Origin of the sequence: Rathayibacter sp. AY1C2 (genome assembly GCF_002931195.1) — a bacterium.
Taxonomy (GTDB): domain Bacteria; phylum Actinomycetota; class Actinomycetes; order Actinomycetales; family Microbacteriaceae; genus Rathayibacter.
This window is the reverse complement of record NZ_PSWG01000010.1, coordinates 1-24,440: the sequence shown is the minus strand read 5'-3', so window position 1 is coordinate 24,440 and position 24,440 is coordinate 1. Positions and strand designations below refer to the sequence as shown.

Here is a 24,440-nt window from a genome sequence, read left to right as displayed (position 1 = left end):
CGGTCTCCTCCGCGGCACCGGCAGCTGTCCCGTACCGCGTGGGCGGGACGCTGTCGCGGGCCCGGGCCGACCGGCTCAGCCGAAGTCGAGGGAGAGCTTCCGGAGGAGCTGCGCCAGCCGCTCCTGCTGGGCGTGGGTGAGCGCGCCGAGCAGCTCCTGCTCCGCGTCGACCAGGCGGGTGATCGCCGCGTCGACCCGGGCGAGCCCCGACGGCGTCATCTGCACCAGCACCCCGCGCCCGTCGTTCGGGTCGTCGAGGCGCTCGACCAGGTCGCGCTCGACCAGCCGGTCGATGCGGTTGGTCATGGTGCCGCTGGTGACCATGGTCGCCTGGAGGAGCTGCTTGGGGCTCATCCGGTAGGGCGCGCCCGCGCGCCGCAGGGCCGAGAGCACGTCGAACTCCCACGTCTCGAGCTCCGACCGGCCGAAGGCGCTGCCGCGCGCGCGCTCGAGCTGCTTGGCCAGCCGGCGCATCCGCGAGAAGACCTGGAGCGGCGTGAAGTCGAGATCGGGCCGCTCCCGGACCCAGGCGTCGACGATCCCGTCGACCTCGTCATTCGCACTCACTGTTTCCCACCGCCAAGTTTGCCGGAGTCCTCCAGAAGTGACCATGCAACGTCAGTCTTTTATCCATTGGTAAATGCTTCCAGAAGCAAGAAACGCGGATACCGCTTTTCGAAAGGCAACCGGCGCTCGGCCCCGTACATTTCAGTAACTTCCTTTAAGGCGAAACCGGCAGACGTTATGCTTCGCACGTAATCTGCAAGTGGGCGATGAATATGGGTTGTCGAGAGGTTGGTCGTTTGCTGGCCAATCTTGAACCTTCCTGTTATTGCGGAGGTTTTGAGGTAATCAAAGTCCGGCAAATCCTCGTAGCCCCAGTAGCGTGGCCAGAAATTCGGATGGACAACAGTCGCGACGAGGCGACCTCCTCGCTTGAGAAGGTGTCTGGCAGATATAAGAAAAGATGAGAGGTCAAGTGTGTCCATGAGAACCATATTTGCGGTGATCAGATCGTATGAAGTGCCGTCATATCTTCGGGACCAATTTTCCAATGTCGAGACGTGAGTTTCTGTTGCAGAGTTATTTGAGAAGCGTCTCGCTAATTCGATAGAAACAGGACTCGGATCGACTCCGGTGACAACTACTCCGGGGAGTGATGCGATGTCGTTGGTCAGGATGCCGGTTCCGCAACCAGCATCCAGCACGGACTGCGCGGTACCGATTCGTTGCAATATAGCTGGTTTAAGGACCGCATTAAAACTCGTATCTTTGCCGCTGATCTGTTGCGCGTGTCTGATGGCGGCAATTCGGTCCCACTCTCGTGTTAGCTCGTCTTGCTTCGTGACTCGATTGATAGTGAATTCGCTCATGGTATTAATTGCTTTTCGTCACGTGTCTAAGCACGGCCGCGAGGTCCTTAGCCAACTGAAAAGGGATGGTATCGCTTGGTCGGAACTCTCTGATTACATGCGTATCGTCCTGTGATGTTCCGATGGCGATTTTCACGTGATTAGTGTCTGGATTAACGATGGTAAAGCGAGTCGTTAGGGAGATACCTTCCATTCCATAATGACTAATTTTTGCCCCAAGAGTTTTTAATCGATTAGTGAGTGCGGTTTCGCGACCTATTACTAGGGTAAGACTCCTTGACCGCGCTTTTATTGCAAGTACTTCCTCGACACTATCATCTACCCATGAAAGATCTCGGGAAACTATCAGGCAACTGCTCGAGGCTTCAATCAGCCGCTTCATGTACTTTCGAATGCGATTCTGCTGATTCCGTTTTGAGAACTTGTGCACTCCACGTTCCCTCGCTCGTTGAAGTCCCATGACCAGATCGGCAATTACGGCACCAGTCAGCAGTAGAAGCACTAACCACGTCCAGGGCGCGCGGCTTTCTAGCAGTTCAAAATCGGCAACGAGGAAGAAAAGCCCTAGGCTAGATAGCCCAATCACTCCAGATGTTATGAACACTCGTAGCAAGATAAGTCACCCATCTATAGTTGAAGCTAGTGTCGTTGAAGGGAAATGTAGCAGTCAGATCGAATGGTTTGCGTTGCTATGAGGATGCGGCGTATGCCGACCGAAGAAGGACTGCGCCGCGAGGTGGCAGGATGGACGGCGCGCGATCGCGCGGTCCGCCATGGTGTAACGGCAGCACGGCAGCCTTTGGAGCTGTCCGGTCCAGGTTCGAATCCTGGTGGCGGAGCGGCACCAGGACGGTGCGCTCACGGAGGAGAACGCGAAGAACATGGCAGACAATACGCTCGCCGTCGTGATCCTGGCGGCAGGCCAGGGCACCCGCATGAAGTCCCGCACCCCGAAGGTCCTGCACCGCCTCGCCGGGAGGCCGCTGCTCGGGCACGTGCTCGACACGGCCGCCTCGCTCGACGCGGCGCACGTCGTCACCGTGGTGCGCCACGAGCGCGACCGGGTCGCCGAGGCCGTCCTCGAGCACACCCCCTCCGCACTGGTGGTGGACCAGGACGAGACGCCCGGCACCGGCCGCGCGGTCGAGCAGGGCCTCGCGGCGCTCCCGGAGTCCTTCGCCGGCACGGTCGTCGTGCTGAGCGCCGACGTCCCGCTGCTGGACGCGCCGACCCTCCGCCGCCTGCTCGACGAGCACCTCGCCGCGGCGAACGCGCTCACCATGCTCTCCTGCGTGCTCGAGGACCCGACCGGCTTCGGCCGTATCGTCCGCGGCGGCGACGGCGCCTTCGCCTCCATCGTGGAGCAGAAGGACGCCAGCCCCGACGAGCTCGACCTCACCGAGATCAACGCCGGCGTCTACGCCTTCGACGCCGCCGCGCTCCGCTCGGTCATCGGCGCGATCGGCACCGAGAACGCTCAGCGGGAGAAGTACCTCACCGACGCCGCCGCCGCGCTCAAGGCCGCCGGCCGCGCGATCGAGGCCGTCCCTGTGCAGGACCGCTGGCTCGTGGCCGGGATCAACGACCGCGCCCAGCTCGCCGCCGCGGCGCTCGAGCTCAACGCGCGCATCGTGCGCCGCTGGCAGCTCGAGGGCGTCACGATCCAGGACCCGGCGACGACCTGGATCGACGTGGACGCGGTCCTCGCCCCGGACGTCGAGATCCTCCCGGGCACGCAGATCAAGGGGCCGACCGTCATCGCCACCGGTGCGGTCATCGGCCCGGACACCACGCTCGACTCCTGCGAGGTCGGCGAGGACGCGGTCGTGAAGCGCTCCGACGCCACGCTCGCCGTGATCGGCGCGAAGGCCCAGGTCGGCCCGTTCTCGTTCCTCCGCCCCGGCACCGTGCTCGGCGCCCGCGGCAAGATCGGCACCTACGTCGAGACCAAGAACGCCGTCATCGGCGAGGGATCGAAGGTCCCGCACCTCTCCTACGTCGGTGACGCGGTCATCGGCGAGGAGTCGAACATCGGCGCCGGCTCGATCTTCGCCAACTACGACGGGGTGAGCAAGGCGTCCTCCGTGGTGGGCTCGCACGTGCGTGCGGGGTCGCACAACGTCTTCGTCGCCCCCGTTAGAATCGGTGACGGAGCGTACACGGGCGCCGGCACGGTCATCCGCAAGGACATCCCCGCCGGAGCCCTCGGGATCACCGTCGCTCCGCAGCGCAACATGGCCGGGTGGGTGCAGACCCACCGTCCGGGCACCGCAGCGGCCGACGCCGCCGAGGCGGCCCTGGCGTCGGATCCCACCGGATCCGACCAGGCGCCCACCGGAGGAAGCGGAGCACAGTGACCGGCATCACCGCCAGCAACAAGAAGAGCCTGGTCCTCGTCTCGGGGAGGGCGCATCCGGCACTGGCGGAGGCGGTCGCCGACGAGCTCGGGACCGAGCTCGTCACGACCGAGGGGCGCACCTTCGCCAACGGCGAGCTCTACGTCCGCTACGGCGAGTCGGTCCGCGGAGGCGACGTGTTCGTCCTCCAGTCGCACACGTCCCCGATCAACGAGTGGCTGATGGAGCAGCTGATCATGGTCGACGCGCTCAAGCGCGCCTCCGCCAAGCGGATCACCGTGGTCGCCCCCTTCTACCCCTACGCGCGCCAGGACAAGAAGGGCCGCGGCCGCGAGCCGATCTCGGCCCGCCTCGTCGCGGACCTCTTCAAGGCGGCGGGAGCCGACCGGATCATGTCGGTCGACCTGCACGCGGCGCAGATCCAGGGCTTCTTCGACGGCCCCGTCGACCACCTCTTCGCAATGCCGGTGCTGCTCGAGCACTTCCGCGAGAAGCTCGACCCCTCGACCCTCACCATCGTCTCGCCCGACATGGGCCGCGTCCGCGTCGCCGACATCTGGAGCGACAAGCTCGGCGTCCCGCTGGCGATCATCCACAAGCGCCGCGACCCGAAGGTCGCCAACCAGGTCTCCGTCCACGAGATCGTCGGCGAGGTGAAGGGCCGCGTCTGCCTCCTCGTCGACGACCTCATCGACACCGGGCGCACCATCGCGAAGGCGGCCGAGGCGCTGAAGAAGGCGGGCGCGATCGGCGTGGTCGTCGCGGCGACCCACGCCGTCTTCTCGGACCCGGCGGTCGAGCTCCTGAGCTCCGAATTCATCGACTCGGTCGTCGTCACCGACACCCTGCCGCTGCCGCCGGAGAAGACCTGGGACCGCCTGACGATCCTGCCCATCGCTCCGCTGCTGGCCCGCGCCATCCACGAGGTCTTCGACGACGGCTCCGTGACGTCGATGTTCGACGGCGACGCGTAGGACCCCGCGCCCCGGGTGTGCCCTGCACAGCGCACCCGGGTCCCGCCCCGGCTCCACCGCCTAGGGTGAGGCCGTGCCCCAGCGTTCGGATGCGACCCTCGCCCTGGCGGCGGTCTTCCTGGTCTGGTCGCCGGCCGCCGCCGCAGCGGGCTGGTGGCTGCTCCTCGGGCTCGCCGTCGCTGCGGCCGCCGCGGCCCTGGGCGCCGTCGCCGATGCCGGGCGCACCGTCCACGACGGCCCCTCCTCCGAGTGGCTCGGGATCGTCGGGCGCGCCTTCGCCTCGGCCGCGCTGGCCCTGACCGCGGCCCAGTCGGTCCTCGGGGGAGCGGCCCGGCCCCTGGCCGTCCTGCTGCTCGTGGCCGTCGCGCTCTTCGGCCTGCGCGGCGGGCGCCTCCCCGCTCGCCCGGTCCTGCTCCTCGTCGGTGCGGTCGTCGTCCTGCTGGCCGCCGCCGCCGTGATTGTGCTGGTGTCCCCTCCGGACCCCGCGCCGCTCGACCCGCTGCGCGACGGAGGGCCGCTGGGAGCCGGCACCGCCGCGGCGCTGCTCCTGATCCTCCTGCCGACCTTCCGCTCCGGCGCGGTGACGGCTCTCCGCCCCGCCCTGCTGCGCATCGGGATCGCCACGGCGGCCGCCGCCGCGCTCGGTGCCGGTCTGCTCCTGGCGGCCGGTCCCGAGGTCCTCGCGTCCTCGGAGACCCCCCTGAGCGCTGTCACCCGGGGCACGCCTGCGTCCGGGCTCGTCGGGGCCGCCGCGGTGATCGCGGTCCTGCTCGCGCTCCTCGACCTCGGGAGGAGGGACGCGCGCGCCCTCGTCCGTCTCGCCGGCGCGGGGGAGATCCCGGCGGTGCTCGCCACCAGGAACCGCAGGACCGGCGTGCCGGCGGCGGCCCAGCTCGTCCTCTGCCTGGTCGCCGTGCTCGCGGTCGTGATCCTCGACGCCGACGCGCTGCTCGCCTTCGCCGTGGCCGCCCTGCTGGTGGCGACCATCGTGCGGCGCCTCGACCACGGAGCGGCCGGGGCGAGCGGGCCCGCCCTCGCGTCGGCCGCGGTCTCGCTGCTGCTCCTGCTCGCCCTCCCGGCGGCCACGGCGGCCGCCGCAGCGGTGCTCCTGGCGGCGCTCCTGATCGCGCGGGCGTTCCGGACCTGAGGGGTCAGCCGGCCCGGGCGTCGAGCGCCCGCTCGGGGAGCCGGACGCCACCGCCCGGCTCCGCTGACGACGGGGGAGCTCCCTCCGCGACGAGGAAGGCGCCCCCGCCCGAGGATCCGTGGGTCCTGCGGGCGGGGGCGCCTTCCTCGTGCGACGCAGGTCAGTGCGTGGAGGGGTCCTGCTCGACCTCGGTGCGGTCACCCGACCACAGCGTGTGGAAGGTGCCCTCCTTGTCGACGCGCTTGTAGGTGTGCGCTCCGAAGAAGTCGCGCTGGCCCTGCACGAGAGCGGCCGGGAGGCGCTTGGAGGCGAGCGAGTCGTAGTACGACAGCGCGGCGCCGAAGCCGGGGATCGGCACGCCCGAGAGCGCGGCGGTCGAGACGATGCGGCGCCAGGCGGCCTCGCCGTTGGCGACGGCCTCGGCGAAGTACGGGTCCTCGAGGAGGGTCGTGATGCCGGCGTTCTCGTCGTAGGCGTCGACGATGCGGTTGAGGAACTGGGCGCGGATGATGCAGCCCGCCCGCCAGATCTTGGCGACCGCTCCCTTGTCGATCTCCCAGCCGTACTTCTCGGCTCCGGCGATGATCGCGTCGAAGCCCTGCGAGTAGGCGACGACCTTGGAGGCGTAGAGCGCGGCGCGCACGTCGTCCTCGAAGCCCTCGTACTTCTCGACCGGGGTCGGGCGCGAGGTGACGCGGGCCTGCACGGCCTCGCGCTGCTCGGGGTGGGAGGACACGGCGCGGGCGAAGACGGCCTCGGCGATGCCGCCGACGGGGACGCCGAGGTCGAGCGCGTTCTGCACGGTCCAGACGCCGGTGCCCTTCGAGCCGGCCTGGTCGAGGACGACGTCGATGAAGGGGTTGCCGGTGTCGGCGTCGACCTGGCGGAGCACCTCGGCGGTGATCTCGATGAGGTACGACTCGAGGTCGCCCTTGTTCCAGGCGTCGAAGACCTCGGCGATGGCGGCGGGCTCGTGTCCGCCGACGGTGCGGAGCAGGTCGTACGCCTCGGCGATGAGCTGCATGTCGGCGTACTCGATGCCGTTGTGGATCATCTTGACGAAGTGGCCGGCGCCGTCGGTGCCGATGTGGGTGACGCAGGGCTCGCCCTCGGCGACCGCGGCGATCGACGAGAGGATCGGGCCGAGGGTCCTGTAGGACTCGACCGAGCCGCCGGGCATGATCGACGGGCCCTTGAGCGCGCCCTCCTCGCCGCCGGAGATGCCGGTGCCGACGAAGTGGATGCCGGTCTCGCGGACGGCCTTCTCGCGGCGGATGGTGTCGGTGAAGAGCGCGTTGCCGCCGTCGACGATGATGTCGCCGGGCTCGAAGACCTTCGTCAGCTGCTCGATCACGGCGTCGGTGCCGCGGCCGGCCTGGACCATGATGATCGCGGTGCGCGGGGTGGCGAGCGAGGCGGCGAAGTCCTCGATGGTCTCGGACGCGACGAAGCCCGCCTCCGGGTGCTCCGTGATGAGGGTCTCGGTGCGGCCGTAGGAGCGGTTGAACACCGCGACCGTGTTGCCCTCGCGGCTGGCGAGGTTGCGGGCGAGGTTCGAGCCCATCACCGCCAGACCGACGACTCCGATGTTGGCTGTGGCGGTGGGCTTGTCAGACACGGTTCTCCTCGACGTTCGCGTTCAGGGGCGAGCCCAGGCTAGCCCCGGGTCGCTCCGGGGAGCCCGGGTCCGAGCCGTCTCCCGGCTGCACATCGGTCGTGCGGCGCGCGCACGGTCTTGCGCGCGCCGCGACGACCGCGACCGGAGCCGGTCAGGCGCCGTGGCCGAGGGGGACGCGCTCCGACGGGATCGGCGGCGGCGGGGGAGTGCCGTCGCCGAACGGGCGGCCGCCGAGCTCCTCGCGGCGCGAGGGGACGAGCCAGCCGGAGAGGTCCGGGCCCTTGGGGACGACGCCGGTCGGATTGATGTCCCGCTGCACCTCGTAGTAGTGCGACTTGATGTGGGTGAAGTCGATCGTGTCGCCGAACCCCGGAGTGGCGAAGAGGTCGCGGGCGTAGCCCCAGAGCGCGGGCATCGCCGACAGCAGGTTCCGGTTGGCCTTGAAGTGGCTGTAGTAGACGGCGTCGAAGCGGGCGAGCGTCGTGAAGAGCCGCACGTCCGCCTCGGTGATGGTGTCGCCGACCAGGTAGCGGCGGGTGCTCAGCCGCTCCTCCAGCCAGTCCAGCCGCGCCCAGAGGCGGTCGTAGGCCCGCTCGTAGGAGCGCTGCGACCCGGCGAAGCCGCACTTGTAGACGCCGTTGTTCACGTCGTGGAAGACCAGCTCGGCGATCTCGTCGATCTCCTCGCGGTGCTCCTCGGGGTAGAGGTCGGGGGCGCCGTCGCGGTGGAACGCGGTCCACTCGGTGGAGAAGTCGAGCGTCATCACCGGGTAGTCGTTGGTGACGACCTGGCCGCTCGGGATGTCCACGAGGGCCGGGACGGTGATCCCGCGCGGGTAGTCGGGGAAGCGGGCGAAGAACGCGTCCTGGAGGCGGGGGATGCCCAGCACCGGGTCGACCCCGCCCGGATCGAGGTCGAAGGTCCAGCTGCGCTTGTCGTGCGTGGGCCCGCAGATGCCCATCGAGAGGGCGTCCTCGAGACCGAGCAGGCGCCGCACGATCACGGCGCGGTTCGCCCACGGGCAGGCGCGGGAGACCACGAGGCGGTAGCGCCCGGCCTCCACCGGGTACCCGTCGCGGCCGTCGGCGGTGATCCGCGTCGGGATGTAGTTCGTGTCGCGGTGGAAGCCGTTCTTCTCGACGTAGGAGCCGAAGTCGTCGCTCGTCATACCCGCACGGTAGGCGGTCCGCCTGGACGTCCGGCTCCGAGTCCGGCGGCGACCGCCTGCTGGCGGGCGGCCGCGATGCCGGGTAGGATCGGCAGCTGAACTTCGGCGAGGGATGCACGTGCATCCGTGATCGACGCGGTGGAAGCAGGCGAGGCCCCTACGGGGCGCCACGGACTTCTCCTCACGCTGACATGCGTTCGAGTCGACAAACCGTCCGTGGCCGCAGGCCACGACCCGATCCGGTGGCGTGCGCGCCGCCCAAGGAGAACATCATGGCTGAACTGACCAACAAGGTCGTCGTCGAGGTCCGCACCTCGTTCGGCAAGGGCGCCGCCCGCAAGATCCGCGCGCAGGACAAGATCCCCGCGGTCCTCTACGGCCACGGCACCGAGCCCCAGCACCTCACCCTCCCGGGCCACCAGGTGCTCCTGCTCACCCGCAAGGCGAACGCGATCCTCGAGCTCGACATCGAGGGCGCCGCGCAGACCACGCTGGTGAAGGACATCCAGCGCGACCCGGTGCGCCAGATCATCGAGCACATCGACCTCGTCGTCATCAACAAGGGCGAGAAGGTCGAGGTGGACATCCCCGTGCACGTCGAAGGCGACGCCGCTCCCGGCACCCTCGTCTCGATCGAGTCGAACACCCTCTCGCTCGAGGTCGACGCCACGCGCATCCCGCAGAACATCGTCGTCTCCGTCGAGGGCCTCGAGGCCGGCACGCAGATCACCGCTGCCGACGTCACGCTCCCCGAGGGCGCCACGCTGGTCACCGACGCCGAGATCCTCATCGTCAACGTCACCGCCGAGGTCGAGCAGGACCTGGGCGAGGACGACGAGACCCCGGCCTCGGGCGACGTCGTCGCCGAGACCGCGGAGTAGTCCGCACCACCCCGGGAACGGGCCCGCTCGCAGCCGCGGCGGGCCCGTTCCGCGTCCGGCGGGGGAGTCCCTCCGCCGCCCCCGAGGAAGAGGAACGACATGGGTGACACCTGGCTGGTCGTCGGACTGGGCAACCCGGGCGCGCAGTACGCGCGCAACCGGCACAACGTCGGCCAGATGGTGCTCGACGAGCTCGCGACGCGGATCGGCGGCTCGTTCCGCCGGCACAACCGCGCCAACGCCGTGGTCGCCGAGGGCTTCCTCCGCCCGGGCGGACCGAAGCTCGTGCTGGGCAAGCCCAACAGCTTCATGAACCTCTCCGGCGGGCCGACGGCGCAGCTGCTCGACTTCTACTCGGTCGACCCGGCGCACCTGATCGTCGTGCACGACGAGCTCGACATCCCCTTCGACACCCTGCGCCTCAAGCAGGGCGGCGGTCACGGGGGGCACAACGGCATCCGCGACATCCTCGCGGCGACCGGAGGAGCCGAGTTCCTGCGCGTGCGGGTCGGCATCGGCCGCCCGCCGGGCCGCCAGCAGGCCGCCGACTTCGTGCTGAAGGACTTCGCCGGCCCGGAGCGCGAGGCGCTCCCGATCCTGGTCTCGGACGCCGCCGACGCCGTCGAGCTCATCGCCGACTCCGGCCTCTCCGCCGCCCAGCTGAAGTTCCACACCAGCGCCTGACCCACCCTCCACCGAGGGAGCCCCGAACCGGCGAGGGAGACCGCAGCCCCGGGCTCCCTCGACGGTTCGGGGTTCCCTCGACGGTCGGCCCGCGGGGCGGCCGTAAACTGGATCCGTGCCCCTCAACGAGATCATCTCGGCGCTGTCGCGCGCCTCCACGTTCGACGATGCTCTCGCGTACGCGGTGCGGGACGCCGACTTCTCGGTGGCCGACGGCCTCCGGGTCCCCCTGCTCGCGGGCCTGATCGAGAGGCGCGCGGAGGCGGGACGCCCGCAGGCGGCGCTGGTGGTCACGGCCACGGGCCGCGACTCCGAGAACGTGCGCGCCTCCCTCGGCTGCATGCTGCCGGATGCGGACGTCGTCGAGTTCCCCGCGTGGGAGACGCTGCCGCACGAGCGCCTCAGCCCGAGCGCCGAGATCGTGGGGCGGCGCCTGGACGCGCTGCGGCGGATGAAGCAGTGGTCCGGCGAGCGGCCCCTCGTGGTGGTCGCCTCCGTGCGCGCGGCGCTGCAGCCGGTCGCCGACAACCTCGCCGACATCGAGCCGATCCGACTCGTGAAGGGCGCCCGCGGCTACGACCTCGGCCGCATCTCGGCCGAGCTGGTCGACCTGGCCTACGCCCGGGTCGACATGGTCACGCGCCGCGGCGAGTTCGCCGTGCGCGGCGGCATCCTCGACGTCTTCCCCGCGGTGGCCGAGCACCCGAGCCGAGTGGACTTCTTCGGCGACGAGGTCGACTCCATCCGCGGCTTCTCCGTGGCGGATCAGCGCTCGCTCCCGGGCGAGGCCGACTCGGTGGTCCTCCCGCCGAGCCGCGAGCTGCTGCTGGTGCCGGCGGTGCGGCAGCGGGCCCGCGAGATGCTGCACGAGTTCCCGAGCCTGTCGGCGATGCTCGCCAAGATCGCCGAGGGCATCCCGGTCGAGGGGATGGAGTCGCTCGCCCCCGCGCTGCTGGAGCGGCTGGTCCCGATCTCGCACTACCTGCCCGAGGGGGCGGCCGTCGCTGTCCTCGCCCCCGAGCGCGTGGCGACGCGGGCGATCAGCCTCGCCGAGACGAACCGCGAGTTCCTGCAGGCGGCCTGGAGCGCGGCGACCGCCGGCGCCGAGGCCCCCATCGACCTCGCCTCGGGCGAGTTCATCTCGCTCGGCGCGCTCCGCGACTCCGTGAAGCTCAGCGCCCCGGGCGCCGACGCTCCCGACCACCCGTGGTGGACGATGAGCACGTTCCGCCAGGGCCCCGCCGCGGGCGAGGCCGAGGTGCTGCCGGAGGAGCTCGGGATCGACGAGATCCTCGCCGTCCGCGTCGAGGGCGAGCCGGTCCCCGGATTCGGAGCGAGCGTCGAGGGCGCCCTCGCCCACGTCCGCGCGCGCCTGGCCGACGGCTGGACCGTGGTCCTGACCGCGCCCGGCACCGGCACGGTCGAGCGCACCGACCAGGTCCTCGCCGAGCACGAGGTCGCCGCCCGCATCGTCGCCGACCTCCCCGCAGGGCTCGAGCCGGGTCTGGCCTACGTGGTCCAGGCCTCCGTCGATCACGGCTTCGAGGTGGAGGAGGCGAAGCTCGCCCTGCTCACCGACACGGAGTTCTACGGCCGCACCGTCGGCTACGACTCCCGCGCGGTGAAGAAGCTCGCGTCGCGTCGCAAGAACGTCGTCGACCCGCTGCAGCTCACGCCCGGCGACTTCGTGGTGCACGCCACGCACGGCATCGGCCGGTTCGTGGAGCTCTCGCAGCGCGAGGTCTCCAGCGGGGGCCGCAACGCGATCAAGACCCGCCGCGAGTACCTGGTGCTCGAGTACGCCCCCAGCAAGCGCGGCTTCCCCGGCGACAAGCTGCTCGTCCCCACGGACCAGCTCGACCTGCTCTCCCGCTACGTCGGCGGCGAGGCTCCGGCGCTGAGCAAGATGGGCGGGAGCGACTGGGCGCAGGCCAAGAGCAAGGCCCGCCGCGCGGTCCGCGACATCGCGGTCGAGCTCGTGAAGCTCTACTCCGCCCGGATGGCCTCCCGCGGGCACGCGTTCCCGCCGGACACCCCCTGGCAGCGCGAGCTGGAGGAGGCGTTCCCGTTCGCCGAGACCCCCGACCAGCTCACCGTCATCGACGAGGTCAAGGCCGACATGGAGCGGCCGATCCCGATGGACCGCCTGCTCTCGGGCGACGTCGGCTTCGGCAAGACCGAGGTCGCCGTGCGCGCCGCGTTCAAGGCGATCCAGGACGGCAAGCAGGTCGCGATGCTCGTGCCGACCACGCTGCTCGTCCGCCAGCACCTCGAGACGTTCCAGGAGCGCTTCGCCGGCTTCCCCGTCCACCTGCGGGCGCTCAGCCGGTTCCAGAGTGCGAAGGAGTCGAAGGAGACGATCGAGGGCCTGGCCGACGGCACCGTCGACATGGTCATCGCGACCCACCGGCTCCTCAGCGACAACATCGTCTTCAAGGACCTCGGCCTGCTCGTGATCGACGAGGAGCAGCGCTTCGGCGTCGAGCACAAGGACAAGCTCAAGGCGCTGAAGAAGAACGTCGACATCCTCTCGATGAGCGCCACGCCCATCCCGCGGACGCTCGAGATGGCGGTGACCGGCATCCGCGAGATGTCGACCCTCGCGACCCCGCCGGAGGAGCGCCACCCGATCCTCACCTTCGTCGGCCCCTACTCCGAGAAGCAGGTGTCGGCCGCGATCCGCCGGGAGCTCCTGCGCGAGGGCCAGGTGTTCTTCGTGCACAACCGCGTCTCGACGATCAACCGCGTCGCCTCGCAGCTCGCCGAGCTGGTGCCCGAGGCGCGGATCGCGGTCGCGCACGGCAAGCTCAGCGAGTCGCAGCTCGAGCGGATCATCGTCGACTTCTGGGAGCGCAAGTTCGACGTCCTGGTGTCGACGACGATCGTCGAGACCGGCCTCGACATCCCGAACGCCAACACGCTGATCGTCGACCGCGCCGACAAGTACGGTCTCTCGCAGCTGCACCAGCTGCGCGGGCGGGTCGGCCGCGGCCGCGAGCGCGCCTACGCCTACCTCCTCTACGACGAGACGAAGCCGCTGAGCGAGACCGCGCACGACCGGCTGCAGACCCTGGCCGCCAACTCGGACCTCGGCGGCGGCATGCAGATCGCGCTGAAGGACCTCGAGATCCGCGGTGCGGGCAACCTCCTCGGCGGCGAGCAGTCCGGGCACATCCAGGGCGTGGGATTCGACCTCTACCTGCGGATGATCGGCGAGGCCGTCGACACCTTCCGCGGCGAGGTCGCCGAGGGGCAGACGGAGCTGCGGCTCGAGCTGCCCGTCGACGCGCGCATCCCGGAGGAGTACGTCGACAGCGAGCGGCTGCGCCTGGAGGCGTACCAGAAGCTGTCGGCCGCGTCGTCGCCGACGGCGAAGGAGGGGAGCATCGACCTCGTGGTCGAGGAGCTGACCGACCGCTACGGCGAGCTGCCCGAGGCGGTCGAGAACCTCATCCTGGTGTCGCGGCTGCGGATGCGCGCACAGAAGGCGGGCCTGAGCGACGTGGTCGCGATGGGCTCGAACGTCCGCGTGGCTCCCGCTCATCTGCCCGACTCGATCCAGGTGCGCCTGCGCCGGATGTACCCGACCGCGAAGTACCTGCAGCAGGCCGACGCGGTCGTCGTGCCGATGCCCGTGCTCGACGGCGTCCCGCTCGGCGACCGGGCGCTCATCCAGTGGGTGGCGTCGCTCCTGGACGCGCTGTTCCCGGAGCCTGTCACCGTCTGAGGTCCTCGGGGCGGCGCTCCCCGGTGGCGCGCCGCCCTGCTCCGGAGGCCGTAACCGCTGCGGGAGGGCCCGCTGGCAGGATGGAGGGCATGCCGCTCCTCGCCGCCCGACGTCCCCGAGAGCCGGAGCCGCTCGCCGGCCCGCTGGTCGCCGTCCGCGGGGTCGCGGTGCGCGCCTCGGGCGTCGAGCTGCTCGCCCCGTGCTCGCTCGGGGTGGAGGCGGGGGAGCGCGTCGCGGTGACGGGCCGCAACGGCACCGGCAAGACCACGCTCCTGCGGGTGATCGCCGGCCTCACCGCTCCGAGCGAGGGAGTCGTGGCGGTGGCCGGGCGCGCCCCGGAGGAGCGCTCCGCCGCCCACCGCCGCGCCGTCGCCGCCCTGATCGGCACTCCGCCCTTCGAGCGGGACCTGACCCTCGAGGAGCACCTCGCGATGGTCGCCGTCTCGTGGGGCGAGCCGGTCGCCGACGCCCGCCGCGAGGCCGCAGCTGGTCTCGACGCGCTCGCGCTCGCTCCGCTCGCCCGCCGCTTCCCGCACGAGCTCTCCTCCGGGCAGACGCAGCTGTTCTCCCTCGCGCTCGTGCTGGCCCGTCCCTCCGCGGTGCTGCTGCTCGACGAGCCGGAGCAGCGGCTCGACGTCGAGCGGGTGCCGCTGGTCGCGGAGGTCCTGCGGCGCGCAGCCGCGTCCCGGGCGCTCGTCGTCGCGACCCACAGCCCTGTGCTGATCGAGGGTCTGGGCGCGCGGGTCGTCGAGCTGGAGCGGGCGTGACGCGCGCGGAGGGGGCCCGCGTCGCCGAGGTGCGGGCTCTGCACCGGCACCGCGCCGCGGCTCCGCCGAGTCCGCGCGCCTACGTGGGCTACCTCGCCGCGATGACCGTCCTCGTCGTCGTCCTCCCTCTCGCCCGGGCCCTCGCGCTCCTCGCCGCCGAGGCGGGAGCCGCGCCGGAGCCGCTGATCGCCCTCGCCGCGGGTCTCGCCCTGCCCGCCGCCGTGCTCCTGGGCCGGGTGCGCGGACCCGCGGTGGGCGAGCCGCACACCACGGCCGTGCTGCTCGCGACCGATCTGCGCCGCTGGTCGGTGCTCCGCCGACCCGTGGTCCGGGCGTCGGCCGGTCTCGTGGCGGGCTGCTCCGCCGGCGCGTCGCTCCTCGCCCTCGCCGCCTCCGCGCCGCTCCTCGCGGCCGTCGCCGGCGGTGCCGCGTTCGCCGGCCTCCTCGCCGTCGCCTGGCTCGCCGGTCAGTGCCTGCCCTCGCGCCTCCCCGCGCTCGCGGCGGGCCTCCTCGCCTCCCTCGCGGTCCTCGGGGCCCTCCTGCCCGGTGCGCCCACGCCGGGCGGCCTCCTCGCCTCAGCCGTGAGCGGAGCGGAGGAGGTGCGCGCCGCGACCGTGCTGCTCGCGTCGGCCGCGGTCCTCCTGGCCGCGGCGCCCCGGCTGCTCGACGCCGCGCGCGGGCCTCGCCTCCTCGCCCAGGCCCGGCAGTGGTCGGCGACCACCCGGCTCGGAGCGACGGGCGACCTCGCCGAGTCGCTCGACGGGTACCGCGCCCTCCCGGCGATCGGGCGGGGGCTCCGAGCGGTCCGCCTCTCCCCGTTCGCCCTCGCGGTGCCGGTGCGCGACGCGATCGGCGCGCTGCGCACTCCCGGCCGCTCAGCGGTCGCGGTCGTCGCCCTGGCCGTTGCCGGCGCCGCCGCCGTGCTCGCCGCGGTCGTGCCGTCCTCCCTCCTCGCACTCCCGGCCGCCGCGGCGGGCGTGCTCGCCTACCTCGGCGCCGGCGTCTGGAGCGACGGCTTCCGCCACGCCGCCGCGACAGCGGGGCAGCCGGCGCTCCTCGCCCCCGGTCCGTTCGAGCTGCTCCTCCTGCACGCCGTGCTCCCTCTGGTGCTCGCGGTCGGAGTCGCGGTGCTCGGCGCCCTCGCCGCCTCGCTGCTGCTCCCGGGCGCGGCGGTGCCGGTGGCCGCCGCGACCGCCGTCGCCGCCGTCGCCGCGCGGGCGATGGATGCGACCCGGGGTCCGCTGCCGCCGCAGCTGCTCAGCCCGGTGCCGCTCCCGATCGGGGACGGCGCGGGAGTCGCGGTGGTCCTCTGGAACCTGGCGGGTGCACTGGTCAGCGCCTCGACCGCGGTGTCCGTCGCGGCGTCGCCCGGTCTCCTCGCCGCGGTGCCGCTCGTCGCCGGCGGCTGCCTCCTCGTCGCGCGGCGGCGTCTCGCGCGGGCCTGAGGCTCCCGGGCGCCCGCGCCGCCCGGATGTCCGCGGCGGCGGCCGGACCGGATGCGAGGATGGCGGGGTGACCGCGCATCCCCGGCTCGACGAGCTCATCCGCACCGTCCACGTCCTCCGCGCCCCGGGCGGCTGCCCGTGGGACGCCGAGCAGACCCACGAGTCGCTCGTGCGCTACCTGATCGAGGAGTCGCACGAGCTCGTCGACGCCATCGAGGCGGGGGACCGGGCCGACCTGATCGAGGAGCTCGGCGACGTCCTCTACCAGGTGCTCTTCCACGCCGACCTGGCGGCCGAGAGCGCCGAGCCCTTCACCATCGAGGACGTCGCGGCGCACATGAACGCCAAGATGATCGGCCGCCACCCGCACGTCTTCGGCGACGCCACGGCCGAGACGGCCGACGACGTCATCGCGGTGTGGGACGAGCTCAAGCGCACCGAGAAGCCGCACCGCACCAGCGTGCTCGACGGGATCCCGCAGGGCATGCCGGCTCTCGCGCTCGCCGACAAGGTGATCGGCAAGGCGACCTCGCTGGGCGTCGTGGACGCCGGCCAGGGCCCGCTTCCCATCGAGTCGGAGGAGGACCTCGGCCCGCTGCTGCTGGCCATCGTCGCCTCCGCCCGCGCCCAGGGGCTCGACGCCGAGCGCGCGCTCCGCACGGCGACGCGCGACCTGCAGGACGAGATCCGCGCGGTGGAGCAGGAGCGGCGCGCGGACTGAGGCGCCCGCCGGCCCGCCCCGGCCGATCTGGGAGAATCGCCGTCATGGCCTCCCCGATCACCCCGCCCCGCGGCATGCGCGACTTCCTCCCCGCCGACAAGGCGAAGCGCGAGCACGCGCTCGGCGTCATCCGCCGCGTGTACGCCTCCCACGGGTTCGACGAGATCGAGACGCCCGTGGTCGAGGACTTCGACCGCCTCCACTCCGGGCTCGGCGGCGACAACGAGAAGCTCGCCTTCAGCGTCCTGCGCCGCGGGCTCACCCGCGACGACCTGGCGGCGGTCGACGACGCGTCCGCCCTCGCCGACCTCGGCCTGCGCTTCGACCTCACGGTGCCTCTCGCCCGCTTCTACGCCTCGCACCGCGCCGAGCTGCCGGCCGTCTTCCGCTCGGTGCAGATCGCGCCGGTGTGGCGCGCCGAGCGCCCTCAGAAGGGGCGGTACCGCCAGTTCGTGCAGTGCGACATCGACATCATCGGCGAGCCCGGGCAGCTGGCCGAGGTCGAGCTCATCACGGCGACCGCCGCGGCGCTCGACGCGCTGGGCCTCGAGGACTGCACCATCCGGATCAACGACCGCCGCATCCTCACCGGAATCCTCGAGCACTGCGGCTTCGCCCCCGAGCGCTTCGGCCCGGCGCTGATCTCGATCGACAAGCTCGACAAGATCGGCGCCACCGGGGTCGTCGCCGAGCTCGAGGCCGACGGGCCGGACGCGGCCGCGGTCCTCGGGGGATACCTCGCGCGGATCGAGGAGGCGGTCGCCGCCGGGGGAGTGGCGCTCGAGCAGTCCGCGATCCTCGACGTGCTGCCCGAGGGCATCGACCCGGAGGCGGTGCTCGCGCTCGAGACCCTGGCCCGGTCGCTGCGCTCGCTCCCCGCCGGCGTCTCGCTCCGCTTCGACCCGACGCTCGTGCGGGGCATGGGCTACTACACCGGCACGATCTTCGAGATCGCGCACCCGTCCTCGGGCTCCTCGGTCGGCGGAGGCGGGCGGTACGACGGGATGATCGGCCGCTTCCTCGGTCAGGACGTGCCGGCCTGCGGCTTCTCGATCGGCTTCGAGCGGATCGTCGAGCTGATCGGCGGTGCCGTCGTCGAGCGTCCCGACGCCGTCGTCCTCGTCCACGAGCGGGACGCGGCGCCCGAGCTGCTGCTCGCGCTCAAGCAGGAGCTGATCGCCCGGGGCTCGCGCGTGCGCCTCGAGCGCCGGGCGAAGAACCTCACCCCGCTGCTGGACCGCGCGGCCGCCGCGGGCTTCACCCGCTTCGCTCTCGTTCCGCGCGATGCCGCCTCCGCCGCCGACCTCTCCTTCAAGGACCTCGGCTGATCCGCGCCGGCGGCGCCGGGTGAGCGACGCCGGCTGCCCGCGCTGAGCCGCGCCCGCGGGAGGGGCCGGGGCCGTCCTGTCGGGCCTGAACAGGGTCTCAGCCGATCCGTCAGGGGATCATGCCGATCTGGTCGGATCCTTGTCGGATCCGTGAGAGCCTTAATACCCGCGAAATCTGCGGACACACCCGAGAAATCTCCCCCGGATAGCGTCGAGGCACCCGATCGGCGCGGCTTGGCGCGCCTGCACGGGCACCCCGTCGCGACCCCGCGCACCTCACCGCAGCAGCCCTGACGATCCCCACCCGAGGAGTCCCCTTGACCCTGTCGCCCCTCCGCTCCCTCCCGGCCTTCGACCGCCGCAGCCTCCTCCGCCTGGCGGGTGTCGCCGGCCTCGCGATCGGCGGCGCCTCCGTCCTCGCATCCTGCGCCTCCGACTCCTCCGGCGCGTCCGCCGCGGACGGCGGCGACCTCGGCACCCTCAAGGTCCAGCTCTCCTGGATCAAGAACGAGGAGTTCGCGGGCGAGTTCTTCGCCGACTCGAAGGGCTACTTCACCGAGGCCGGCCTGGCAGGAGTGACGCTCACCCCCGGCCCCTCGACGGGCGTGGCCGAGCTCCTCTCGGGCAGCGCGGACGTCGCGCTCAGCGACGCCGTCTCGATCGGCACCGCGATCGCCCAGCAGGAGGCCCCGCTCAAGATCATCGGCGCGACCTACCAGAAGAACCCCTTCACGGTCCTCTCGATCAAGACCGCCGGGAACATCGCCACTCCGGCCGACCTCGCCGGGAAGAAGATCGGCGTCCAGGCCTCGAACACCTCCCTGTTCCAGGCGCTGCTCGCCGCGAACGGCCTCTCCGAGTCCGACCTCACGGTCGTCCCCGTCGAGTACGACCCCTCCGTCCTCGTCAACGGCACCGTCGACGGCTTCATCGCCTACCTGACGAACGAGGCCATCACGGTCGCCGGCGAGGGCTACGAGGTCGTCAACCTGCCCTTCGCCGACAACGGCCTCCCCTTCGTCGCCGAGACCTTCTCAGTGTCGGAGCAGGCGATCGCCGAGAAGCGCGACGCTCTGAAGGCGTTCCTCGTCGCCGAGATCAAGGGCTGGACCGACGCCGTCAACGACCCGGAGGCGGGCGCGATGCTCGCCGTCGAGAACTACGGCAAGGACCTCGGCCTCAACGAGGAGTCCTCCAAGAAGGGCGCCACCATCCAGGCCGAGGAGCTGGTCGTCTCGGACGAGACGGTCTCGAACGGCCTCTTCACCATCTCCGAGACGCTGCAGTCCGAGACCATCGCGTCCCTCGCGGGCGCCGGGATCGACGTCACGGCCGAGGACCTCTTCGATCTGACCCTCCTCGACGAGGTCTACGAGGAGAACCCCGAGCTGATGAAGTACGCGGCCTGATCCTGATCCACGAAGGGCACCACTCGTGACCGACACGACCGACGCCGGCACCCTGCGCGACCAGGGTGCCGGCGGCACCGGCATCCAGATCCACGGCCTGTCGAAGACGTTCCGGATGGGCTCGCGCAGCGTCGCGGCGCTGCAGGACACCGACCTCCACACCGACCAGGGCAGCTTCCTCGCCCTGCTCGGCCCGTCGGGGTGCGGCAAGTCGACCATCCTGCGCATCCTCGCGGGGCTGGAGGAGCCGACGTCCGGCTCCATCCGGGTCGACGGCCGGACCCCCCAGGAGCTGCGCCGCGACAACAAGCTCGGCATCGCCTTCCAGGACCACGCGCTCCTGCCATGGCGCAGCGTCATGGCGAACATCCGCCTGCCGTTCGAGATCGCGGGCAAGAGCGTCGACCAGTCCTACATCGACGAGCTGATCGACCTCGTCGGCCTCCGCGGCTTCGAGAAGGCCAAGCCGGCCCAGCTCTCCGGCGGCATGCGCCAGCGCGTGTCGATCGCCCGGTGCCTGATCCTCAAGCCCGAGGTCCTGCTGCTCGACGAGCCGTTCGGCGCCCTCGACGACATGACGCGGCAGAAGCTCAACCTCGAGCTGCTGCGGATCTGGACCGAGAAGCCCGCCACGACGCTCCTCGTCACGCACGGCATCTCGGAGGCGATCTTCCTCTCGGACCGCGTCGCGGTGATGAGCCCGCGCCCGGGACGGGTGAAGGAGATCATCGACATCGACCTCCCCCGCCCGCGCACCCCCGAGATGCAGCGCACCCCCGAGTTCCACGCCTACGTCGACCAGGCCTCCGAGCTGCTGTTCGGCGACGGCGGCGCGGCCGCGGACGACCGCGTCTAGGAGGCATCGTGGCCACCACGCTCCCCGCGGCCCCGCGCCGCGCCCTGTCCCTGCCTCCGTGGCTCACCGGGCTGATCGGCGTCGCCGCGATCGTCGCCGTCTGGTGGATCGTGGCGCTCGTCACCGCGCCCACCGGCGCCGCGACCTACGCGCCCGTCCCCACTCCCGTGCAGGTCGTGCAGACCGCGATGGAGGACGGCGCCGGCTTCTACTGGCGCAACTTCTCCGTCACGATCGGCGAGGCGGCCGTCGGCTACTTCTGGGGCAACCTCCTTGCGCTCGTGCTCTCGGCGCTCGTGCTGGTCCTGCCCTGGCTGGAGGGGGTCGTCTCGCAGCTCGCGGTCATCACCTACTGCGTGCCGATCGTCGCCATCGGAGCGATCGTGCTGCTGATCCTCGGCGGTGCGGACGCTCCCGGGAAGGCGAGCGCGACGGCGATCTTCCTGGCCGGCCTCTCGGTGTTCTTCACAACGGTCGTCGGCAGCCTGCTCGGGCTGAAGGCGGCCGACAAGGCGGCGCTCGACGTCGTCACGGTCTACGGGGGCTCGCGGTTCACCCAGCTGCGCAAGGTCCGTCTGATCGCGGCGCTGCCCAACATCCTGTCGGCGCTGCAGATCGCGGTGCCCGCGGCCTTCCTCGGCGCGATCCTCGGCGAGTACTTCGGCAAGATCGAGACGGGCGTGGGCCCGATCCTGGTCGCGGCGCAGGTCTCGCTGAACTCGCCCCGCGTCTGGGCGCTCTTCCTCCTCTGCGCGGGCGTCGCGCTCCTCGGCTACGGCATCGTCGGACTGATCGGGCGCCTCATCGCGCCCTGGTCCTCCGGAAAGCGGGCATGACCATGACGACCACCGTCCCCGACCGCACGGAGCAGTCCACGGCCACGTCGATCCTCGCGGTCGACGAGCTGCGGCGCCAGCTGCGCACGGCCGCCCTCGGCGCGACTCTCAAGAGCCTGCGCAAGAGCCTGCTCGTCGCCCTGTCGACGATCGTGATCGTGCTGGCGATCTGGATCGGTGTGGTCCTCTTCAGCGGGGTCTCGCCCTACGTGGTCAAGGGCCCGTGGGACGTCTGGCAGCACCTGGTGACCGATGCGAAGGCCGCGGAGCACCGCGCCGAGCTGGGCGGCCTCTTCGCCGTGACCATGGGCGACGCACTGATCGGCTTCGCGGCCGGCCTGGTCGTGGCGATCCTCGGCGCGATCCTGTTCCGTCTGTCGAAGGGCATCGAGCACGCGCTGATGCCGTTCGCGATGCTGCTGCGCTCGGTGCCGCTGATCGCGATGGCGCCGCTGATCATCCTGGTCTTCGGGACCGGCTCGATCGCCTCGGTCGCGGTCATCGGCGGGATCGTCGTCCTGTTCCCCGCGCTGGTGACGATCGCCTTCGGCCTCAACAACGCCTCCCCGCAGATGCTCGACGTGGTCGCGGTCTACGGCGGCAGCACTCTCACCGCGATCCGCAAGGTGGCCATCCCCGGCTCGCTGCCCTCGCTCTTCGCCGCGATCCGCATCTCGGTGCCCGGAGCGATCACGGGCGCGCTGCTCGCCGAGTGGCTCTCCACCGGTGCGGGCATCGGCGGGGCGATCAACGCCTGGTCCGCCCAGGCCCGGTTCGCGGACGTCTGGTCGGCGGTCGTGCTCGTGACCGGCGTCTCGCTCGTGCTCTACATGCTCGTGCAGGTGCTCGAGACCTTCGTCCTCTCCCGGATGTCCCTCTCCCTCACCTGACCCCGTCCCTTCCCCCTTCCGCGGGACGCCACTCGAGTGCGGCTCGCCCGGTGGGTCGCATATGCCGGTGGCGTCTCGCGGGAAGGGGAGGGCAGGGGGAGCGGAGCGACGGGGCCGGGTCAGACGGTGACGATCGCGTCGACGCGGTGGCCGGCCAGCACCTCGCGGCCGCCGAGCCCGTCGAGCTCCATGACCACCGCGATCCCCTCGAGGCTCCACCCGGCGCGCTCGATCAGGCGGCGGCTCGCGTCGAGCGTGCCCCCGGTCGCCAGCACGTCGTCGACCAGCAGCAGCCGCGAGCCGCGGGGCGCCGCGTCCTCGTGCACCTCCAGCATCGTCTCGCCGTACTCGAGGGTCGCCTGCTCGCGCAGCACGGCCCGCGGGAGCTTGCCGGGCTTGCGGATGGTGACGACGCCGAGACCCGCCGAGTAGGCGGCCGCTGCGGCGAGCAGGAAGCCGCGCGCCTCCACGCCCGCGATCGCGTCGATCCGGCCGCGGTAGGGCTCGATCAGCGCGTCGGCCACCGCCCGCAGGGCCTCGCCGTCGCCGAAGACCGGCGTGAGGTCGCGGAACAGGATGCCCGGGCTCGGGAAGTCCGGGACGACGGCGGTGAGACGGTCGACGTGGTCGGCGGCGGTCGTGGTCACGGGGAACCTCCGGGTCGGCGGGTGCGCCCGGGCCGTCCGGCGATCGGGCCCTGGGAGTCTACGACCGGCCGCGGTCTCCTGCGCTTCGGAGGCGGTCAGTAGACTCCTTCCCGACCGCTCCCGTCTCCGGGAGCCCACCCGTCAAGAGGAGATAGTTGTGGCCCTTATCGAGGCAGTCGTCGCCCGAGAAATTCTGGACTCCCGTGGCAACCCCACGGTCGAGGTCGAGGTCCTGCTCGAGGACGGCGCGTCCTCGCGAGCGGCCGTCCCGTCCGGCGCCTCCACCGGCGCGTTCGAGGCGTACGAGCTCCGCGACGGCGACTCCGACCGCTACCTCGGCAAGGGCGTGCAGAAGGCCGTCGACGCCGTCATCGACGAGATCGGCCCGGCCATCGAGGGCTTCGACGCCACCGACCAGCGCCTCGTCGACGCCGAGCTGATCGAGCTCGACGGCACCGAGAACAAGTCCCGCCTGGGCGCGAACGCGATCCTCGGCGTCAGCCTCGCCGTGGCCAAGGCCGCCGCGCAGTCGTCGGACCTCGACCTGTTCCGCTACGTCGGCGGCCCGAACGCGCACACCCTGCCCGTGCCGCTGATGAACATCATCAACGGAGGCGCGCACGCCGACACCGGCGTCGACATCCAGGAGTTCATGGCCGTCCCGCTGGGCGCCGAGTCCTTCTCCGAGGGCCTGCGCTGGGGCGTCGAGATCTACCACGCGCTCAAGGCGCAGCTGAAGAAGGCCGGCTTCGCCACGGGCCTCGGCGACGAGGGCGGCTTCGCCCCCGACCTGCCCACCAACCGCGAGGCGCTCGACTTCATCCTCAAGGCCGTCGAGGCCGCCGGCTTCACCCCCGGCAAGGACATCGGGCTCGCGCTCGACGTCGCCTCCTCGGAGTTCTACGAGGACGGCGCCTACACGTTCGAGGGCAAGAAGCTCTCGGCCGAGGAGCTCTCCTCCTACTACGCCGACCTCGTCGCCAACTACCCGCTGGTCTCGATCGAGGACCCGCTGGACGAGGACGACTGGGCCGGCTGGACCCACCTCACCGCGGCCATCGGCGACAAGGTGCAGCTCGTCGGAGACGACCTGTACGTCACCAACCCGGTGCGCCTCGCCCGCGGTATCGCCGAGAAGGCCGGCAACTCGATCCTGGTCAAGGTGAACCAGATCGGCACGCTCACCGAGACGCTCGACGCCGTGGCCCTGGCCCAGCGCAACGGCATGACCGCGATCCTCTCGCACCGCTCCGGCGAGACCGAGGACACCACCATCGCCGACCTCGCGGTCGCGGTGGACGGCGGCCAGATCAAGACCGGCGCCCCGGCCCGCTCGGACCGCGTCGCGAAGTACAACCAGCTGCTGCGCATCGAGGAGATCCTGGGAGGTGCGGCGACCTACGCGGGTCGCTCCGCCTTCCCGCGCTTCTCCGCGTAGTCTCGGCACGCCGGACCGGCCCCGGAGCCCAGCACCTCGGTGCGGGCGCCGGGGCCGCTCCACTTCCCCCGCCGCGATCGAGGAGGCACCCGCCCATGGCCCGTCCGCCCCGCCGCCCCTCCGCTCCCGGGAGCGGAGGGGCGGCGGGGCGGACGGGCCATGGGCGGGTGCCTC

Annotated in this window: 20 protein-coding genes and 1 tRNA gene; 16 read left to right on the top strand and 5 right to left on the bottom strand. The window is 71.4% G+C overall.

The window, feature by feature from the left end; translation table 11 throughout:
- Positions 1-75 precede the first annotated feature (75 nt).
- Positions 76-567, bottom strand: coding sequence for a MarR family winged helix-turn-helix transcriptional regulator (locus tag C5C55_RS09070; protein WP_104222340.1), 492 nt, complete (start codon positions 565-567; stop codon positions 76-78).
- 59 nt (positions 568-626) lie between these two features.
- Entirely contained in the window at positions 627-1,373 is a 747-nt protein-coding gene (locus C5C55_RS09065) for a bifunctional 2-polyprenyl-6-hydroxyphenol methylase/3-demethylubiquinol 3-O-methyltransferase UbiG (RefSeq protein WP_104233687.1), read from the bottom strand.
- A gap of 767 nt (positions 1,374-2,140) precedes the next feature.
- Here C5C55_RS09065 and C5C55_RS09060 point away from each other — a divergent pair.
- The 4 genes from C5C55_RS09060 to C5C55_RS09045 all read left to right on the top strand — a co-directional run bounded on the left by C5C55_RS09060 (position 2,141) and on the right by C5C55_RS09045 (position 5,851).
- Positions 2,141-2,212 (top strand) — tRNA-Gln (locus tag C5C55_RS09060).
- Positions 2,213-2,254: 42 nt separating this feature from the next.
- Positions 2,255-3,730: a bifunctional UDP-N-acetylglucosamine diphosphorylase/glucosamine-1-phosphate N-acetyltransferase GlmU gene (gene glmU, locus C5C55_RS09055; RefSeq protein ID WP_104233748.1), complete on the top strand. Its 1,476-nt coding sequence runs from the start codon at positions 2,255-2,257 to the stop codon at positions 3,728-3,730.
- Complete coding sequence (locus C5C55_RS09050) at positions 3,727-4,704, top strand: ribose-phosphate diphosphokinase (RefSeq protein ID WP_104233686.1); 978 nt, start codon at positions 3,727-3,729, stop codon at positions 4,702-4,704. Before glmU ends, C5C55_RS09050 begins: the two co-directional genes overlap by 4 nt.
- A gap of 73 nt (positions 4,705-4,777) precedes the next feature.
- Complete coding sequence (locus C5C55_RS09045; RefSeq protein ID WP_104233685.1) at positions 4,778-5,851, top strand: hypothetical protein; 1,074 nt, start codon at positions 4,778-4,780, stop codon at positions 5,849-5,851.
- Positions 5,852-6,011: 160 nt separating this feature from the next.
- Here C5C55_RS09045 and gndA read toward each other — a convergent pair whose 3' ends face one another.
- Both gndA and C5C55_RS09035 read right to left on the bottom strand, forming a co-directional pair.
- Entirely contained in the window at positions 6,012-7,469 is a 1,458-nt protein-coding gene (gene gndA / locus C5C55_RS09040) for an NADP-dependent phosphogluconate dehydrogenase (RefSeq protein WP_104233684.1), read from the bottom strand.
- Positions 7,470-7,620: 151 nt separating this feature from the next.
- On the bottom strand, positions 7,621-8,637 hold the full coding sequence (locus C5C55_RS09035; RefSeq protein ID WP_104233683.1) for a glutathione S-transferase family protein: 1,017 nt from the start codon (positions 8,635-8,637) through the stop codon (positions 7,621-7,623).
- Between the two features lie 272 nt (positions 8,638-8,909).
- Here C5C55_RS09035 and C5C55_RS09030 point away from each other — a divergent pair, with 272 nt between their 5' ends.
- From C5C55_RS09030 to C5C55_RS08985, 11 genes are all read left to right on the top strand, one after another.
- Positions 8,910-9,518, top strand: a complete 609-nt coding sequence (locus C5C55_RS09030) for a 50S ribosomal protein L25/general stress protein Ctc (RefSeq protein WP_104233682.1) — start codon at positions 8,910-8,912, stop codon at positions 9,516-9,518.
- Positions 9,519-9,617: 99 nt separating this feature from the next.
- Positions 9,618-10,202: an aminoacyl-tRNA hydrolase gene (pth, locus tag C5C55_RS09025; RefSeq protein ID WP_104233681.1), complete on the top strand. Its 585-nt coding sequence runs from the start codon at positions 9,618-9,620 to the stop codon at positions 10,200-10,202.
- A gap of 115 nt (positions 10,203-10,317) precedes the next feature.
- Entirely contained in the window at positions 10,318-13,929 is a 3,612-nt protein-coding gene (gene mfd, locus C5C55_RS09020) for a transcription-repair coupling factor (RefSeq protein WP_104233680.1), read from the top strand.
- 89 nt (positions 13,930-14,018) lie between these two features.
- Positions 14,019-14,696, top strand: coding sequence for an ATP-binding cassette domain-containing protein (locus tag C5C55_RS09015; RefSeq protein WP_104233679.1), 678 nt, complete (start codon positions 14,019-14,021; stop codon positions 14,694-14,696).
- Positions 14,693-16,141, top strand: coding sequence for a hypothetical protein (locus C5C55_RS16855; RefSeq protein WP_258065119.1), 1,449 nt, complete (start codon positions 14,693-14,695; stop codon positions 16,139-16,141). Before C5C55_RS09015 ends, C5C55_RS16855 begins: the two co-directional genes overlap by 4 nt.
- A 67-nt stretch (positions 16,142-16,208) precedes the next feature.
- Positions 16,209-16,862: a MazG family protein gene (locus C5C55_RS09010; protein ID WP_104222356.1), complete on the top strand. Its 654-nt coding sequence runs from the start codon at positions 16,209-16,211 to the stop codon at positions 16,860-16,862.
- A gap of 44 nt (positions 16,863-16,906) precedes the next feature.
- Complete coding sequence (gene hisS, locus C5C55_RS09005) at positions 16,907-18,190, top strand: histidine--tRNA ligase (RefSeq protein ID WP_104222357.1); 1,284 nt, start codon at positions 16,907-16,909, stop codon at positions 18,188-18,190.
- A gap of 317 nt (positions 18,191-18,507) precedes the next feature.
- The gene (locus C5C55_RS09000; RefSeq protein ID WP_258065120.1) at positions 18,508-19,599 is read left to right on the top strand and encodes an ABC transporter substrate-binding protein; all 1,092 of its coding nucleotides are present in this window, start codon (positions 18,508-18,510) and stop codon (positions 19,597-19,599) included.
- A gap of 115 nt (positions 19,600-19,714) precedes the next feature.
- Positions 19,715-20,455, top strand: coding sequence for an ABC transporter ATP-binding protein (locus tag C5C55_RS08995; protein ID WP_104222373.1), 741 nt, complete (start codon positions 19,715-19,717; stop codon positions 20,453-20,455).
- A gap of 8 nt (positions 20,456-20,463) precedes the next feature.
- A complete protein-coding gene (locus C5C55_RS08990) occupies positions 20,464-21,291 on the top strand; it encodes an ABC transporter permease (RefSeq protein ID WP_244229606.1) in 828 nt (275 codons plus the stop codon).
- Complete coding sequence (locus C5C55_RS08985; RefSeq protein ID WP_104222359.1) at positions 21,288-22,181, top strand: ABC transporter permease; 894 nt, start codon at positions 21,288-21,290, stop codon at positions 22,179-22,181. The genes C5C55_RS08990 and C5C55_RS08985 overlap by 4 nt, the downstream gene beginning before the upstream one ends.
- Positions 22,182-22,300: 119 nt before the next feature.
- Here the strand turns inward: C5C55_RS08985 and C5C55_RS08980 are convergent, their stop codons facing one another.
- Positions 22,301-22,828 carry an adenine phosphoribosyltransferase gene (locus C5C55_RS08980; protein WP_104222360.1) on the bottom strand — a complete coding sequence of 176 codons (528 nt, stop codon included), beginning with the start codon at positions 22,826-22,828 and terminating at the stop codon, positions 22,301-22,303.
- A gap of 157 nt (positions 22,829-22,985) precedes the next feature.
- Here C5C55_RS08980 and eno point away from each other — a divergent pair, with 157 nt between their 5' ends.
- The gene (eno, locus tag C5C55_RS08975; protein WP_104222361.1) at positions 22,986-24,266 is read left to right on the top strand and encodes a phosphopyruvate hydratase; all 1,281 of its coding nucleotides are present in this window, start codon (positions 22,986-22,988) and stop codon (positions 24,264-24,266) included.
- Positions 24,267-24,440: the final 174 nt, after the last annotated feature.

Coding starts and splice junctions, on each gene's coding strand:
- C5C55_RS09065 (WP_104233687.1), bottom strand. CDS start 1,373: ATGAGCGAATTCACTATCAATCGAGTCACGAAGCAAGACGAGCTAACA.
- glmU (WP_104233748.1), top strand. CDS start 2,255: ATGGCAGACAATACGCTCGCCGTCGTGATCCTGGCGGCAGGCCAGGGC.
- C5C55_RS09035 (WP_104233683.1), bottom strand. CDS start 8,637: ATGACGAGCGACGACTTCGGCTCCTACGTCGAGAAGAACGGCTTCCAC.
- C5C55_RS09030 (WP_104233682.1), top strand. CDS start 8,910: ATGGCTGAACTGACCAACAAGGTCGTCGTCGAGGTCCGCACCTCGTTC.
- pth (WP_104233681.1), top strand. CDS start 9,618: ATGGGTGACACCTGGCTGGTCGTCGGACTGGGCAACCCGGGCGCGCAG.
- C5C55_RS09015 (WP_104233679.1), top strand. CDS start 14,019: ATGCCGCTCCTCGCCGCCCGACGTCCCCGAGAGCCGGAGCCGCTCGCC.
- hisS (WP_104222357.1), top strand. CDS start 16,907: ATGGCCTCCCCGATCACCCCGCCCCGCGGCATGCGCGACTTCCTCCCC.
- C5C55_RS08995 (WP_104222373.1), top strand. CDS start 19,715: ATGGGCTCGCGCAGCGTCGCGGCGCTGCAGGACACCGACCTCCACACC.
- C5C55_RS08985 (WP_104222359.1), top strand. CDS start 21,288: ATGACCATGACGACCACCGTCCCCGACCGCACGGAGCAGTCCACGGCC.